Genomic DNA, 13934 nt, shown 5'->3' with positions numbered 1-13934 from the left:
GGTCACGGTCCAGGCGCATCTCCCGGGATGACCTCGCGGAGAGAACGGCGTATTGACGGGCGCCTGGAGCCGGGAACGGGCCGGTACGCGGGCCGCGTTAACGCCTTCGGCCGGGTCAGTCCTTCAAACCGTAGAAGCTGATCGGTGAGTTCGGCTTGAAGCCGATACGCGGGTACACCGGGGCTCCGGCGACGGTCGCGTGCAAGGTGGCTCGGGTCAGTCCGGTGGCCCGCGCGCCTTCGTACAGCGCCTTGCGGGTGACCGCTTCGCCGTAGCCTCGGCGCTGCCACTCCGGGTCCGTGGCGACGAGTACGACGAACAGGCGGCCGTCCGCCGCGATCGTGCCGGCACACGACACCGGAACGTCGCCCCGCATGGCCAGGTAGGCGTACACCTGGTCCTTCCACAGCGTGGATCCGACGAGTCCGTCGCGGGCTGCCTCCGGGGGAAACCCGTAGCCGCGCGCGTTGAGGTCGGCATAGGCGCGCAACTGCTCGTCGGTGGTCACGCGCACGAACGTCAGATCCGGGTGCACCGGGTCCGGAACAGGGAGGAGGTCGCCGGCCATGCCCGTACCGGGGAAGGCGTACTCAAGGCCTGCCCGCTCGGTCGCCGTCTCCAGCGTGGCGCGAGCCTCCTCGTCGAGGAGGTCCTCGAAGAGCCACAGAAAGCCCGGCTGCTTCTTCGAGCGCATGATGTCCGCCGCCTGGGCCAGTCGCTGACCGAGGAGGTGCGCGTCCGTACCCACGTCGGTCAGGGTGAGCGCGTTCCAGAAGGCGAACCGGGAGTCGGCCCACCGGACGGCGATGCCCGGCAGGTCGCTCACATCAGCGTCCGCGTCCCGGTCGAGCACCATGGCTCGCCAGACCACGGCGAGTTGTTCCATCGACTCGATGGACTCCGCAAGATCGGTCATCGCGACTCCATGGCTTCATGACGGGGCGACTCTTCGAGTTCGTCACCCTTTGACTCTTCGTCATACACGATCTTGCATTCCGCACCCATGCACAGAGCCCATTTTCGGCCGCAGTTCGCGCTCGCCTCACGTCCCGGCGGAGGACGGTCTGGACATCGCAGCACGCGGAGGTACCGGCCGGACCCCAGGTCCCACGCCTCGCCGTGCAAGAAGTCACCCCGGTCCACTGGAAGGTGACGTTTTCCAACGGTGAGATCAACCTGATCGACCCGGACACCATCGAGCAGCTCGCGGAGCTGATCACCCGCATCGAGCAGGCTCCCGATCTCACGGTCGTCGTCTTCCGCAGCGCCAACCCGGACTTCTTCATGGCGCACTGGGACATGCTGGCGGACCGCTCCCGGGTGGCCGCCATGAAGCCGGCCGCGTCCGGCCTGCACCCGTTCGCCGACGACCTCTACCGGCTCGGGAAGGTCCCCGCTGTCACCATCAGCGAGATCAACGGGCGCAGCCGTGGCGCCGGCAGCGAGTTCGTGCTGGCGACCGACATCCGCTTCGCTGGACCGGGCGCCGTCCTCGGACAGTTCGAGGTCGGGGTCGGATCGGTCCCCGGCGGCAACCCCACCGGGCGACTGCCGCGCCTGCTGGGCCGCGGGCACGCGTTGGAGATCCCGCTGGGCGCCGACGACTTCCCCGCCGACCTCGCGGCGGCCTACGGCTACGTCAACCGCGTTCTACCGGAGGACGAACTGGAGCAGTTCGTCGACTCCTTCGCCCGCCGCATCGCCGGCTTCGACAAGGTGGCCTTGCGCGAGACGAAGTCGCTGGTCGACGCCGTCACCCAGCCTCCCGTCGAAGAGTTCGGAACGGCCCTGGCGACCTTCTTCCGCGCCTCCGGCCGACCGGAGAACGTCGACCGCGTCAAGCGGCTCTTCGACGCCGGCCTGCAGAAGCCGGACGGCGTCGAGCGCGACCTCGGCCGCCACGTGGCCGAGTGAACGGCGCGAACCGCACCGTACCAACGGCACGCCACCGATGACGCGGCCGCGCGATCGGTCGGCGCACCGCGCCTGACCGGAAGCACGGCGGCAAACAGCAGTCGGCCCTGCCGGACGCGGTCCGATGGTCGCAACGAGCGTCGCTCTTCGCGCCGGGCGCCGGGGCGCCGGGGCGCCGGGGCGCCGGGGCGCCGGGGGCCCGATACCGGCCATCACATGCACGCGCCGCGTGCGAGCAGGCGTGGAGCCCAAGCGCACGACTGTCCCGCCCGAGCTCCGTCGGCCTTCGGTCGCGGTCCGCCTCGTAGGCGCCTGCCGACTCGGCCGTGCGAGTGTCCGGCGGAGACGGCGGTTCGACAGCCGCGGCGGAGGGCGGGAAAGACCGAAGTCACGTCCACGGGCCGCGGCGGAGTAGTACGGCAGGTGTGCGTATCCGTTCGTCAGGCCGCGTCAGGACGCGTCAGGCCGCTTCGGTCGGATGACGCGACGAAGCGGTGCGGGCCCTGCTCACCACTCGGCCGCTCTCGGTCTCCGGGAAGCGGTCGAGCATGGCGCGCAGTTCGTCGGCGTCGACGTTGGCGCCGAAGGGTTCGGTGCCCGGTTGCAGACGTACGCCGTCGGCGAGCGAGCCGGCGATGACGGGGTCGAAGCCGAGTGCGTGCACGAGTTGTGCGGCGGTTGCCGTGTCGTCGGGATGGTCACCGGCGACCGCGATGGCCTTGCGGCCGGCTGCCCCGGAGGGCCGTGCCTCGTCCTCGAGGTCGTGGTAGCCCATGTGGTTGAACGCCTTGACCACACGGGAGCCCGGCAGGAACGCCTGGACCATCTCGCTGGTCGAGGTGCGCGGGTCGGTGAAGTCCTCGCGTACGCCGTCGACTTCCCACCAGTAGTTCATGGCGTCGATGACGAGTTTGCCCCGCAGTTCCTCCACCGGGACGGTGCGGTACTTGCCCAGAGGAAGGGCCAGGATCGCCACGTCGGCCCCGGCCGCGGCCTCGGCCGCGGTGACCGCGACCGCGCCGGGGGTGAGGACCTCGACGGTGAGGGCGATGGCGTCGGCTTCCCCGGAGCCTGCGATCAGCACACGATAGCCCGCCGCCAGGGCGAGCCGCGCCAGCACGGTTCCCACTTTTCCGGCGCCCAGGATGCCGATCGTGCGCACGTCTGTGATGTCCATTCGGTCTCCTTCGGTCAGCCGGCCAGGATGTCGCGGACCAGGGGGATCACCTTCGTGCCGTAGAGCTCGACCGCACGAAGGCGGGCGCTGGCAGGCAGCGCTCCCGCGGTGTAGAGGAGGTCGAACCGGCCGACGCCGAGCTTGCGGACGGCTCCGGCGATCTTGCGGGCGACCGTCTCGGGCGAGCCGATGTAGAGAGAGCCGTGCTCGATCTCTGCCTCGTACTCCGCGCGGCGCAGCGGCGGCCAGCCGCGCAGTGCGCCGATGCGGTCGCGGATCTCCCGGTACGGCTGCCAGTACACTTCCCGGGCCTCTTCGTCGGTGTCGGCGACGAAGCCGGGTGAGTGCATGCCCACCGGGTGGGCGGTGGTGCCGAACTGTGCGGTCGCGCGCTGGTAGAGGTCGACGTAGGGGATGAAGCGCTCGGGGTTGCCGCCGATGACGGCGAGCATCAGCGAGAGGTCGTGGTGCGCTGTGCGGACGACCGACTGCGGTGAGCCGCCGACGCCGACCCAGGTGGTCAAGTGCCCGGACTCGGTACGGGGGAAGACCTCGGTGCTCTCCAGCGGAGCCCGCACGGTTCCCTTCCAGGTGACGGCCTTCTCCTGGAGCAGCTGCACGAAGAGGTCGATCTTCTCCTCGAACAACACGTCGTAGTCGCTCAGGTCGTAGCCGAACAACGGGAACGACTCGGTGAAGGAGCCGCGGCCGAGGATGACCTCGGCCCTGCCGCCGGAGAGCGCGTCGACCGTGGCGAAGCGTTGGAACACCCGGACCGGGTCGTCCGAGCTGAGCACGGTCACGCCGGAGGACAAGCGGATGCGCCGGGTGCGCGTGGCGATGCCGGCGAGCACGGTCTCCGGGGTCGACACCGCGTACTCGGGACGGTGGTGCTCGCCGAGGGCGAGGACGTCGACACCGATGTCGTCCGCGAGAACGGCTTCGTCGACGACCTGCCGGATCGCCCTCGCGTGGGTGACCGGGGCGCCGGAGTCGTCCACGGGCACGTCGCCGAACGTGTCCAGGCCGAGCACGAGTTCAGACATGGGCGGGCTCCTTCGTGAGCAGTTCCCGCACACGAGGGGCGACTTCGCGGCCCAGGAGTTCGATCGTGCGGGCGCGGGCCTGGCGAGGCAGGTGCATGATGTCGTACTTGAGGTCGAAGCGGCTCAGGCGGAGGTCACGGGCTGCCCTGGCGATCTTGCGGGCGACGGCTTCCGGGGAGCCGACGTAGAGGGCGCCGTCGGCTATCTCCGCCTCGTAGCGTTCGCGGGTCGGCGCGTAGAACCCTCGTTCCTCGGCCAGTTGGGCCACGACCGGCTCCCAGTACTGCCACCAGGTCTCGATCGCCTCCGCGTCGGTGTCGGCGATGAGGCCCAGGGAGTGCTGGCCGACTGGTTGCGGGTCGTGTCCGGACTGCGCGAGCGCCCGGCGGTGGAGGTCGACGTGGCCGGCGAAACGCTGCGGGCGTCCGCCGATGACTGCCAGCATCAGGGGCAGACCGTAGCGGGCGGCACGCACCACGGAGCGGGGGTTGCCGCCCACGCCGATCCAGGTGGGAATCCCGCCGGGCCGCATCCGGGGACGCAGCCGCTGCTCGACGAGCGGGGCCCGGTAGGCGCCGGACCACGTCACCGTCTCCTCCCGCTGCAGCCGCATGAAGAGTTCCAGTTTCTCCTCGAAGAGCTGCTCGTAGTCGGCGAGGTCGTAGCCGAACAAGGGGAACGAGTCCGTGGCGGAGGCGCGCCCCAGCACGAGCTGGGCCCGGCCGCCGGAGACGGCGTCCAGGGTGGAGAACTCCTGGTAGAGCCGCACGGGGTCGTTGGTGCTCAGTACGGTCACCGACGTGCCGAGGGCGATACGTTCCGTGGCCGTGGCGAGGGCGGCGAGCAGCACGGGGGTGGCGCTGTCGACGTGCCCGGCACGGTAGTGCTCGCCGGCGCTGAAGACGTCGATCCCCGAGGCCTCGGCGAGTCTGGCCTCCTCGACCAGCAGCCGTAGGGTCTCGGCGTCGTCGAGGACGCGGCCGTCGTCGGTCGCCACCTCCCCGAAGGAGTTGAGCCCGATTTCGAAGGTGGTCGCCGTCATCGTGTCCTTCCCTGCCGGCTCCCGGATGCTGACCGTTCCAGGAATTTTCATTGACCAGTCAATTAATTCATGAATATGATTGACGTGTCAATCGGGAGGTTTTCAGTGACGGGTCCTCGACGCAGGGCATACCCCACGACCGAGGAGCTGCGGATCTGGCGGGACTTCATCGAGACCGCACAGGCCCTGCGCGCCGAGCTCACGGCGCGCCTGCAGAGGGACTCCTCGCTGTCGTCGGGAGATTATTCGGTGCTGCTCACACTGAGCGAGGCGGACGGCTCGCGGTTGCGGCCGTCCGTGCTGGCGCGAGCCCTCGACTGGGAGCGCAGCCGCCTGTCGCACCAGCTCGGGCGTATGGAGCGCCGCGGATTGGTACGGCGTGAGGAGTGCGCCACCGACAACCGCGGCGCCGAAGTGGTGCTCACCCACGAGGGGGCCCAGGCCTTCCGGGCGGCGGCCCTTCCGCACCTGCGCGCGATCCGGGAGCTGTTCCTCGACCCGCTCACAGAGGAGCAGATCGCCGCCGTCGGCGACGCCGCGGCGGCACTTCGCGTCCGGACGGAGTCACAGCGGGGCCATCGAGCGGATGCCGGCGACGCGGTCGGCAGCGGCGACCACACCCCTTCGGACGGCGGCCCGATCGCGGCAACCGATGGCCCCCGCCGACGCGACTCCTTTCCGGCGGAAGGGCCACGGATGCGGCAGCAGGTCGGCCGCAGACCGGGCGGCGATATTGCCCTTTGACACAGCGGAAATGTATCCATGTACTTGACTGGGGAAGTAAGCATCTTTCGACTGTGCCGATCGGCGCATGCGAGCGGTCGACCCCGGGCGCGGCCGGCCGGCAGGCCGGCAGGCCAGCCGGGGCAGTGTTCCGATCAGCCGCAGTGACCTCGGCGGTGACCATGGACGGCCCGCCCGTTGCAGTGACCCGCTCTCCGTGGCGTACCGCGATCCGCTGGAGCGGGCCATCGCGGTGAACCAGGGCAGTGCCGCCTCCCTCTGACGCCGACCGACAGCGGGTGCGGCCCTTCACGGTGCAGTCCGTCGGTCGCCCAGCGGCGTGTCGCCCCTTGACGGTGCGGCCGCCTGCGCTCGGTCATGGCTCGCGCGGAACCTACCGACCGTCGAATAATTGCTTATCACCCTGGATACGGCACATCCCCTCTCGATGATCAGCACCCGGCTGGAGGGAGCCGTCTCGTGACGAGCAGCGGATCACAACCACATCAGCAGTGCGGGAGCGGGACATGCGCGGCACGGATCTGGAAGATGCCCTCCACCACACCACCGAGGCGGCCAGACACCGGTTGAACGCCGTCTCGGCGGCGGTCTACCTGCTCGACGAGCGCAGCGACGACCTCCGACTCGCGATGGCGGACGGAAGCCCGCCGTCGCTCTTCACACTGCCCTGGCGCATAGGGCTGGACGCGCCCGCCGCCTCGGCACGAGCTGTCGTGTCGGGGGAAACGGCCGTACTGATCGATCCGGATCCTGCCGAGCCGAGCCAGGAGCACGCGCTGCCCTACCCATACGTCGCCCTCTCGGCCCCCGTCGCCGCCGGCGGCCGGCGCTTCGGCGCCCTCACCTTGCTGCGGCTGGAGAACGGCGGCGACTGCACGCCCGCCGACCGAGCGGAGCTGGAGAACCTGGCGGACCGACTGGCCGAGGCCCTGGCCGGGCTCGTCAAGGACGGCGTCAAGGTGGAGGCCGGACCCATGCCGATGCTGGTGCCGCAGGGAGGCACCACCGACACCAGCGTGTACGCATCCGGCTGGGGGGTGCGCGGCGTCCCCGGCTCCGCGGGCACCAGCATGATGTACCCGCTGCGGCGGCTGTCCGAGATGCTCAACCGGGCCGCGAGCATGGACGACATCGTGCAGGCGGCCCAGTACTGCATCATGGCGCCGTTGCGCGCCCAGGCCCTGGTGTTGGTGTCGGCCGGCGAAGGCCGGCTGTGGGTCCTGGGGCACAGCGGCGCCTCGTCGGGCATGGTCCGCGCTCTGCACGGTGCCAGGGTGGACGATCGGACACCCGCGGCGGAGGCGTTCCGCGGACACCCCCTGTTCCTGTCCGGGGACCGGTCGTCGCGTACCGGTTCCCTCTCCCTCGACGAGTCGATAGCCGAGTTGTACCTGCCTCTCACCGGCGACCGGCAATTCGTCGACCTGCCGCTCGTCGGCGGCGGGCGGGTCGTCGGAGTGTGCTGCCTGCAGTTCTCCGGGCCGCGCGATTTCCCTCCCGAGGAGAGGGCCCTCCTCGGCATGATGGCCGGGTCGCTGGGGGCGGCGGTGGACCGCGTCGAACTGAGCGCACGGCAGCGTGCGATGAGCGAATGCCTCCAGCGTTTCCTCCTGCCGTCCCGGCTTCCGGACCTGCCGCGGCTGGTCACCACGGCGCGCTACCGGCCCGCCGGCGTCACCTCCAAGCTGGGGGGCGACTGGTACGACGTGACCACGCTGCCGGGTGACCGTGCGGTGCTGGTCGTCGGCGACGTCGAGGGCCACGCCATGGAGAGCACCGCCGTCATGGGGCAGGTGCGCACCGCGGTGGCCTCCTACGCCAGCGAGGGTCACCGACCCGGCGCGGTGATCGAGCGGACCGGCAGGCTCCTGGCCGAACTGGGCACCGATCTCACGGTGACCTGTTGCGTCGTCTCGCTGGACACGCTCGACGGCACGGCCGAGGTGGCCCTGGCCGGTCATCTCGCGCCCCTGGTACGACGGCCGGACGGGAGCATCGGCGTCCTGGACGCTCCGGCCAACCTGCCCCTCGGTATGCCCACGACCAACACCTGTCAGGGAAGCGAGCACCGTCTCGAGCCCGGTTCGGTCCTGATGCTCTACACGAACGGCCTCGTCGACTGGGCGGCAGCAGATCCGCATGCGCGCCCGCAAGCGCTGCTCGGCTCCGGTGACGGTGGGGCCGCACCTGATCTCGAACAGCTGGCCGACCTGGTCGTCGCGGACGACTCCGCACCACAGCAGCGCCGCGACGACGCGGTGGTGCTGCTGGCGCGGTACGCGGGGGCGGCGGGCCAGGAGGAGCCCCGGGTGGGGGGCCTGCACATTCAACGCCGCGATCTCCTCGGCGTCCGGACGGCCCGCGCGTTCGTCCACGACCAGTTGGGCTCCTGGGGCCTGCAGGAGATGTCGGAGGCCCTGGAGCTCATCGTCTCCGAGATCGTGACCAATGCGCTCATTCACGCCGGCAGCGACGTGGACGTCCGTCTGCGCGCCTTCGCCGATCACCTCCGGCTGGAGGTACGGGACTCCGACAGCAACCCGCCGATCCCTTCGCCCTTGTCGCTCACCGAAGAGGAGAACGCGGAAGCGGAACATGGGCGGGGTCTGCTGATCGTGGAGGCGCTGGCCGACACGTGGAACAGCTCCCCCAACGGACAGGGCAAGACGGTGTCACTGACGTTGCCCATCCCTGCGCGGTGAACAGCGGGGTGCGAGGGTGGGACCGGCGTCCTGAGCCGGGCCGGGACCGGGATACGGTCGGAGCGGCGGAGCCGGGAGCGAGCGTGTGTCTCGCGAGCGGCGGTACGGACGAGGGGACGGGGGTGGCCCACATGACCAGGGTGCAGCGGCCGGAGGCGCCGATGCGGTGGCGGGGCTCGTCCGTGCCGGCGTCGCGTCGCTCCCAGCGGCGGCGGCAGGTGGCCGAACTGCGGGCGCACGGCCGGTACGGTCCCGAACTCCGCGAAGTCCTTCCCTCCTTCGTCGGCCTCGGCCTGGTCGTGCTCGCGCTGGTCCTGCTGCTCAGCCGACTCGGCCGCGCGTTCGGCGCCACCGGCCTGGCGATGGGCATCCTTCTGCTGACGGTGGCCGCCACGGTGGGCCTGCGCCTGCGCCGGACGTCTGTCCGCCGACACGGTGGCCATTACACCGCCGAAGAGCTCGCGCGACTGGATGACCGCGGGCTGGTGGAGGCCACCGCGCGCATGCTGGAGCGCGACGGCTGGCGTGTGGCCGATCTGAGCCTGAGCAAGGGGCGCATGCGCCTGTACGCCCGGGACCGCGACGGCCGTGAACTCGACGTCGCGTTCCGCTGCGTCGCGACGGCCGACGAGGACGCCCGCCGGCCCGCGACGGTGCGGGAGACGTCCCGCACCCGGGCCGAGCAGCCCGGCCGGATCATCGTCCACCGCGGTGGCTTCAGCCAGGCCGAGATGCGATGGGCCGCCCGGCAGACCGACATCCACCTCGTCGACGGCCGCCAACTGCGACGCTGGGCAGCCGGCACCCCCCTGGACCGGCTGAGGCGCCAACGGTGAGGGGCGCGCTGGCACACATGGGCTGATCCGGATGGCAACGTTTCTTGCGGGCGCGTCGGGGCCGATCCAGTGTGCGCCCGCCTGCCGACCGGCGTCGGTGCCCTGACACAGCACGAACGCTTCGGCCGCATCGACACCCTGATCAACAACGCGGGCATCTTCGTGGCCAAGCCGTTCACCGCGTAAGTGAAGATCCTCAACGCAGGGCGACCCACAGACGGGAACGGCAGGCGGTCTCCGCGTTCCCGGCAGCTCGCCGGCCGACTACACGCTGCCACCCGACCGTCCGGCGGTCGTCGTCCACCGCACTCGGTGCGGAAGGCGCCCTACCGCCTGCCGCCACGGCCCAATATGCGCCCGACCCGGAGCGGACACCACGACCGGACGACCTGCTTCCCCTTGCCGGGAGCCTCGCCGCCTACCGGCGGGAGACCACCGCGCCCGCCGAGAAGCCGCACCTTTCCCGGTCGTTTCTCCCCATTTCTGCATAGTCGAGCGGTCGTATACTTGCCGCATGGGACGGACAAGTGACGCCAGGAAGAAGATCCTCGACGCTGCGCAGTCACTCATCGAGCTGCGTGGCTACTCGGCGCTGGGCGTTGCCGAGATCTGCAAGGCAGCCGGGGTACCCAAGGGCAGTTTCTACTACTTCTTCGAGTCCAAGGAGGCCCTCGCGCTCACCGTGATCGACGAGCACTGGGCCGCCGAGCGAAGCCAGTGGAGCCGCATTCTGAAGAGCGACGCCGAGCCGCTGGAGCGGCTGCGGCTGCTTTTCGAGGCGACCGAGGCCCAGCACCGGGCCGGCCGGGAGAACCGAGGATCGATCGCGGGCTGCATGCTCGGGAACCTCTCGTTGGAGATGTGCAACCAGAGCGAGGCCGTACGCGACCGGCTCCAGGAGATCTTCGAGGAGCAGGTCGACCTGATCGAGGCGGTGGTCACGGCGGCCCAGAGCCGCGGTGAGGTCACCGTGGCCGACACCCGCGCGTCGGCCCGCGCCGTGGTGGCGCAGCTCGAGGGCCAGGTGCTGTTCGCCAAGCTCTACAACACCACCGCGCCGCTCGGTGGGCTGTGGCCCAACTGCCAGGCCCTTCTGGGCGCCCGCGCGGCCTCCGTTCCGGCCGAGACCTGACGGCAGGGCGGACCGGAGGTCCTGATACGACTGCGGCCCCGAGGTCCCAGTGACCCGGGGCCGCAGTCGTCCGATTGGTCACGGAAGGCTGCGAGAAGCACAGGTGACCGTCGACAGGCTATGGCACGCCGTACCGGCCTTCCCGACGATCAGCGAAGTCCAGCACTGTGACTGCTGGTGACCCACGGCTGCTGGAGACCCACCGCAACAGGGGCGACGCTGAGCCCTGTTGAACGCGTTCGCGGCCGGCCGGGGCCTCCTCGTCTGACCGCCGTCACCGGGCAGTGGCCGCGGCACACGGCCGTCGGGGCCGCCCCCGGCGTGCGTGTGGAACGACCCCGCTCGGTTCCGGTACCTGTCGCCCACCGGACTCGACCACAGGGACCGGGACATCGCCGCCAGAGCCCGGCGGAAGCCGACTCAGCCGGCGCGCAGCGGAGAGAGGGCGTTGCCCCACGCCACGACCTGGTCGAGCATCGTGACGAGCGTGTCACGCTGGACGTCGGCCGGCTTGAAGACGCTGAAGTTCTCGAAGTCGGTGAACAGCGAGAGGGCCACCTGCGCGCGGACGTCGGCCATCTGCAACTCGCCCGCGATGCCGCGCAGGTGCTCCACGGCACGGGCGCCGCCGAGCGAGCCGTAGCTGACGAAGCCGACGGACTTGTTGTTCCACTCGGCGTAGAGGAAGTCGATCGCGTTCTTCAGGGCACCCGGCACGGATCGGTTGTACTCCGGGGTGACGATGACGAATCCGTCGAGGGAAGCGATCTTCTCGGCCCAGGACTGGGTGTGGGGCTGGGTGTAGTTGCCCAGCGAGGCCGGGTACGCCTCGTCCAGGACGGGGAGCTTGTAGTCCAGGAGATCGACGATCTCGAACTGGGCGTCGGTGCGCTCGGAGGCGGCCTCGTGCACCCAGCGAGCGACGGCTTCGCCGTTACGGCCCGGGCGGGTGCTGCCGATGATGATACCGATCTTGATCATGAGTGACGCTCTTCTCCTGAATACAGCCGCGCCCGAAACCTGAGCTCGGCCCAGCGGTCATTTTTACTTGCCGCGTCAAGTAAATGGGAAAATGATTGATGCGTCAAGAATGCCGCGGGCGCGGATGCGCCAGCCCACACCGATGACGCCACACCGGGGACGGAGGTGAGCCATGCACTCCCGCAGCCGGTATGTACGGGTCGGACATGCACGCCGCCGACGAAGCCGCCGGGCGCCACGCAGAGCGCATCCTATTTCCTAGTAACCAGTTTGACTGGTGACGACCTCCCGTGAGACTGTCGCTTAGGCCCGCACCTCGATGGCGCGCGACCGTCCTGCGGCGGGATCTCCGCATCAGACACCCCAGCTCCTCGTCAAGCACCACGGAGGGTTCACATGATCAGCAGGCGCACGTTCAACAAGGCCGCCGGACTGGGCACGGGCGCGGCCGCGGTGTCGCTGACCGCCCTCCAGGGCATCCCGAGCGCCTCCGCCGCGCCGGGCGAGGCGGGCGGCGCTCCGACGCCGACCGTTCCCACGGTGACCCCCGGCACCCACACCTCCTTCGCCCAGCAGAAGCAGATCAAGGCCGGTGTGCTGAACGTCGGGTACGCCGAGGCGGGCCCCGCCCACGGGCCGGTCGTCGTCTGTCTGCACGGCTGGCCGTACGACATCCACAGCTTCGTGGACGTCGCCCCACTGCTGGCGGCGCAGGGCTACCGGGTGATCGTTCCCTATCTCCGCGGCCACGGCACGACGACCTTCCTGTCCTCCCGCACGGTCCGCAACGCACAGCAGTCGGCGGTCGCCCTCGACATCATCGCCCTGATGGACGCCCTCAAGATCGAGCAGGCCGTCCTCGCCGGCTTCGACTGGGGCTCGCGCACCGCCGACATCATCGCGGCCCTGTGGCCCGAGCGCGTCAAGGGGCTGGTGTCCGTGAGCGGGTACCTCATCACCAACCTGGAGGCCCAGAAGAAGCCGCTGCCTCCCGCGGCCGAACACACGTGGTGGTACCAGTACTACTTCTCCACCGAGCGAGGCCGCCTCGCCATGGAGGACCGGCGGAACAGGCACGACCTGTGCCGGTACGTCTGGGAGACGGTCTCCCCGACCTGGCAGTTCGACGACGCCACGTTCGAACGCACCGCCACCGCGTTCGAGAACCCCGACTACGCGGCCATCGTGATCCACAACTACCGCTGGCGGCTCGGCCTCGCCGACGGCGAACGGCGCTACGACCGTTACGAGCGGCTGCTCGCCACGCGGCCCGTCATCGAGGTGCCCACCATCACCCTCGACGCCGAGCGCGACCCGTTCACCGCGCCCGGCAACGGCGCTTCGTACCGCGACCGTTTCGTCGGCGCGTACGAGCACCGCACGCTGAACGGCATCGGTCACAACGTGCCTCAGGAGGCTCCCTCTGCCTTCGCTCAGGCTGTCGTCGACGTCGACCACTTGTGACACCCGTGCCCGCGGGGAGCGTCGCGCGGGCGGGCATCCCTTTCGACGTCGTGAACCCCGGCACCGCGCGTTTCCGTTGAGCAAGTAGAGAAGCTCCTGCTGCCAAGGCGTCGATGCGATGCCCTCGGCAGCAGGCAAGGAGCGGTCGTCCTGAGCACCTCCCCCGTGTGCGGACGACCGCTCCGTCATGTCTGGAACATCAGGCGAACGTCCGCATGCGGTGGCCGGTCGATCGCACGGTCGACCCCTGTGCCCCGACCAGCAGGCCGGTCCTGGCCAGGGACGCCCCTGCCGACCGTGCCACGGTGACGGTGGACGACGTCGTCGTCCGTACAGCGGCCACGCTCGGCGTCCTGGTTCAGGCGCACGCCCTCCCCCGCGCTGATCCTCGGGTACGCCGCCTCGAGGGCGCCTTCCTCGGCTTCCTGTCCGGTGTCGTGTCGACATATGTCGCGCCGGGCGTGGTCGCCCAGGCGGTGCCGGCACGTTCGCCGTCCTCGCGGAGGTGCTGAGCGCCTGCCGGATGCACTGGATCGTCGTCACCCCGGCCTCACCTGGAGGCACTGCGCGTGCTGAGCATCCTCAACAGCGTGATCAAGGATCCATGCACCGTCGAGGGGCATCGGCACAACGCCGATGCCCCTTCGCATGTGGCCGTGCATCGCCCTTGGCGGTGGGGGCGCGTCAAGGGTTCCGGGGGCTGATTGGAGGGTTTGAGAAGCTCCTCGCCTGCCGCCGGTGGCCTACGTGGAGACCGGGTACTTCCGCGGTGTGGGTGAGCAGCGCGCCGCCGTGTGGGACGACGACGCCATGGGGCCGGCCCTCCTCCAGGTGGAGGAGGGCCGGCCCCTCCCCCCGTCGGCCGTTCGACCCCGCAGGCCCCGAGCCCGGCGGCC

The 13934-nt window shown here is 70.2% G+C and carries 12 protein-coding genes; 7 read left to right on the top strand and 5 right to left on the bottom strand.

The features are described 5' to 3' along the window. Positions 1 to 115 precede the first annotated feature (115 nt). The gene (locus ACIHAR_RS01805; RefSeq protein ID WP_400015913.1) at positions 116 to 916 is read right to left on the bottom strand and encodes a GNAT family N-acetyltransferase; all 801 of its coding nucleotides are present in this window, start codon (positions 914 to 916) and stop codon (positions 116 to 118) included. Between the two features lie 203 nt (positions 917 to 1119). On the opposite strand from ACIHAR_RS01805, the gene ACIHAR_RS01800 reads away from it, so the two are divergent. Continuing rightward, positions 1120 to 1914 carry an enoyl-CoA hydratase/isomerase family protein gene (locus ACIHAR_RS01800; RefSeq protein WP_400015911.1) on the top strand — a complete coding sequence of 265 codons (795 nt, stop codon included), beginning with the start codon at positions 1120 to 1122 and terminating at the stop codon, positions 1912 to 1914. Positions 1915 to 2374: 460 nt separating this feature from the next. Here ACIHAR_RS01800 and ACIHAR_RS01795 read toward each other — a convergent pair whose 3' ends face one another. From ACIHAR_RS01795 to ACIHAR_RS01785, 3 genes are read right to left on the bottom strand one after another with little or no spacing between them, the layout of a single operon-like run. Then, positions 2375 to 3091, bottom strand: coding sequence for an NADPH-dependent F420 reductase (locus ACIHAR_RS01795; RefSeq protein WP_400015909.1), 717 nt, complete (start codon positions 3089 to 3091; stop codon positions 2375 to 2377). Positions 3092 to 3105: 14 nt separating this feature from the next. Beyond that, positions 3106 to 4137 carry an LLM class flavin-dependent oxidoreductase gene (locus ACIHAR_RS01790; RefSeq protein WP_400015907.1) on the bottom strand — a complete coding sequence of 344 codons (1032 nt, stop codon included), beginning with the start codon at positions 4135 to 4137 and terminating at the stop codon, positions 3106 to 3108. Continuing rightward, a complete protein-coding gene (locus tag ACIHAR_RS01785) occupies positions 4130 to 5179 on the bottom strand; it encodes an LLM class flavin-dependent oxidoreductase (protein WP_365465793.1) in 1050 nt (349 codons plus the stop codon). Before ACIHAR_RS01785 ends, ACIHAR_RS01790 begins: the two co-directional genes overlap by 8 nt. A gap of 105 nt (positions 5180 to 5284) precedes the next feature. On the opposite strand from ACIHAR_RS01785, the gene ACIHAR_RS01780 reads away from it, so the two are divergent. The 4 genes from ACIHAR_RS01780 to ACIHAR_RS01765 all read left to right on the top strand — a co-directional run bounded on the left by ACIHAR_RS01780 (position 5285) and on the right by ACIHAR_RS01765 (position 10593). Further along, entirely contained in the window at positions 5285 to 5923 is a 639-nt protein-coding gene (locus ACIHAR_RS01780; RefSeq protein ID WP_400015905.1) for a MarR family winged helix-turn-helix transcriptional regulator, read from the top strand. A gap of 506 nt (positions 5924 to 6429) precedes the next feature. Then, the gene (locus ACIHAR_RS01775; protein ID WP_365465797.1) at positions 6430 to 8625 is read left to right on the top strand and encodes a SpoIIE family protein phosphatase; all 2196 of its coding nucleotides are present in this window, start codon (positions 6430 to 6432) and stop codon (positions 8623 to 8625) included. A 131-nt stretch (positions 8626 to 8756) separates the two neighbouring features. Beyond that, positions 8757 to 9461: a hypothetical protein gene (locus ACIHAR_RS01770; protein ID WP_365465799.1), complete on the top strand. Its 705-nt coding sequence runs from the start codon at positions 8757 to 8759 to the stop codon at positions 9459 to 9461. Positions 9462 to 9975: 514 nt separating this feature from the next. Then, positions 9976 to 10593 (top strand): TetR/AcrR family transcriptional regulator, encoded by a 618-nt coding sequence (locus ACIHAR_RS01765; RefSeq protein WP_400015902.1) that lies wholly within the window; start codon positions 9976 to 9978, stop codon positions 10591 to 10593. Between the two features lie 420 nt (positions 10594 to 11013). On the opposite strand, the gene ACIHAR_RS01760 is transcribed toward ACIHAR_RS01765, so the two are convergent. Beyond that, positions 11014 to 11574, bottom strand: coding sequence for an NADPH-dependent FMN reductase (locus ACIHAR_RS01760; RefSeq protein ID WP_388749805.1), 561 nt, complete (start codon positions 11572 to 11574; stop codon positions 11014 to 11016). 396 nt (positions 11575 to 11970) lie between these two features. On the opposite strand from ACIHAR_RS01760, the gene ACIHAR_RS01755 reads away from it, so the two are divergent. Together ACIHAR_RS01755 and ACIHAR_RS01750 are read left to right on the top strand one after the other, a co-directional pair. Continuing rightward, positions 11971 to 13038, top strand: a complete 1068-nt coding sequence (locus ACIHAR_RS01755; protein ID WP_400015900.1) for an alpha/beta fold hydrolase — start codon at positions 11971 to 11973, stop codon at positions 13036 to 13038. Positions 13039 to 13343: 305 nt separating this feature from the next. Then, positions 13344 to 13550 carry a hypothetical protein gene (locus ACIHAR_RS01750; RefSeq protein WP_400015898.1) on the top strand — a complete coding sequence of 69 codons (207 nt, stop codon included), beginning with the start codon at positions 13344 to 13346 and terminating at the stop codon, positions 13548 to 13550. The last annotated feature ends 384 nt before the right edge of the window (positions 13551 to 13934 follow it).

Source organism: Streptomyces sp. NPDC052016 (genome assembly GCF_044548445.1).
Taxonomy (GTDB): domain Bacteria; phylum Actinomycetota; class Actinomycetes; order Streptomycetales; family Streptomycetaceae; genus Streptomyces.
The sequence above is the reverse complement of the archived record's forward strand: the minus strand, read 5'-3'. Positions and strand labels throughout refer to the sequence as shown.

Bases quoted from the DNA above. Each gene is read 5' to 3' on its own strand.
- ACIHAR_RS01805 (WP_400015913.1), bottom strand. From the start codon at position 916: ATGACCGATCTTGCGGAGTCCATCGAGTCGATGGAACAACTCGCCGTG.
- ACIHAR_RS01795 (WP_400015909.1), bottom strand. From the start codon at position 3,091: ATGGACATCACAGACGTGCGCACGATCGGCATCCTGGGCGCCGGAAAA.
- ACIHAR_RS01790 (WP_400015907.1), bottom strand. From the start codon at position 4,137: ATGTCTGAACTCGTGCTCGGCCTGGACACGTTCGGCGACGTGCCCGTG.
- ACIHAR_RS01785 (WP_365465793.1), bottom strand. From the start codon at position 5,179: ATGACGGCGACCACCTTCGAAATCGGGCTCAACTCCTTCGGGGAGGTG.
- ACIHAR_RS01775 (WP_365465797.1), top strand. From the start codon at position 6,430: ATGCGCGGCACGGATCTGGAAGATGCCCTCCACCACACCACCGAGGCG.
- ACIHAR_RS01770 (WP_365465799.1), top strand. From the start codon at position 8,757: ATGACCAGGGTGCAGCGGCCGGAGGCGCCGATGCGGTGGCGGGGCTCG.
- ACIHAR_RS01765 (WP_400015902.1), top strand. From the start codon at position 9,976: ATGGGACGGACAAGTGACGCCAGGAAGAAGATCCTCGACGCTGCGCAG.
- ACIHAR_RS01760 (WP_388749805.1), bottom strand. From the start codon at position 11,574: ATGATCAAGATCGGTATCATCATCGGCAGCACCCGCCCGGGCCGTAAC.
- ACIHAR_RS01755 (WP_400015900.1), top strand. From the start codon at position 11,971: ATGATCAGCAGGCGCACGTTCAACAAGGCCGCCGGACTGGGCACGGGC.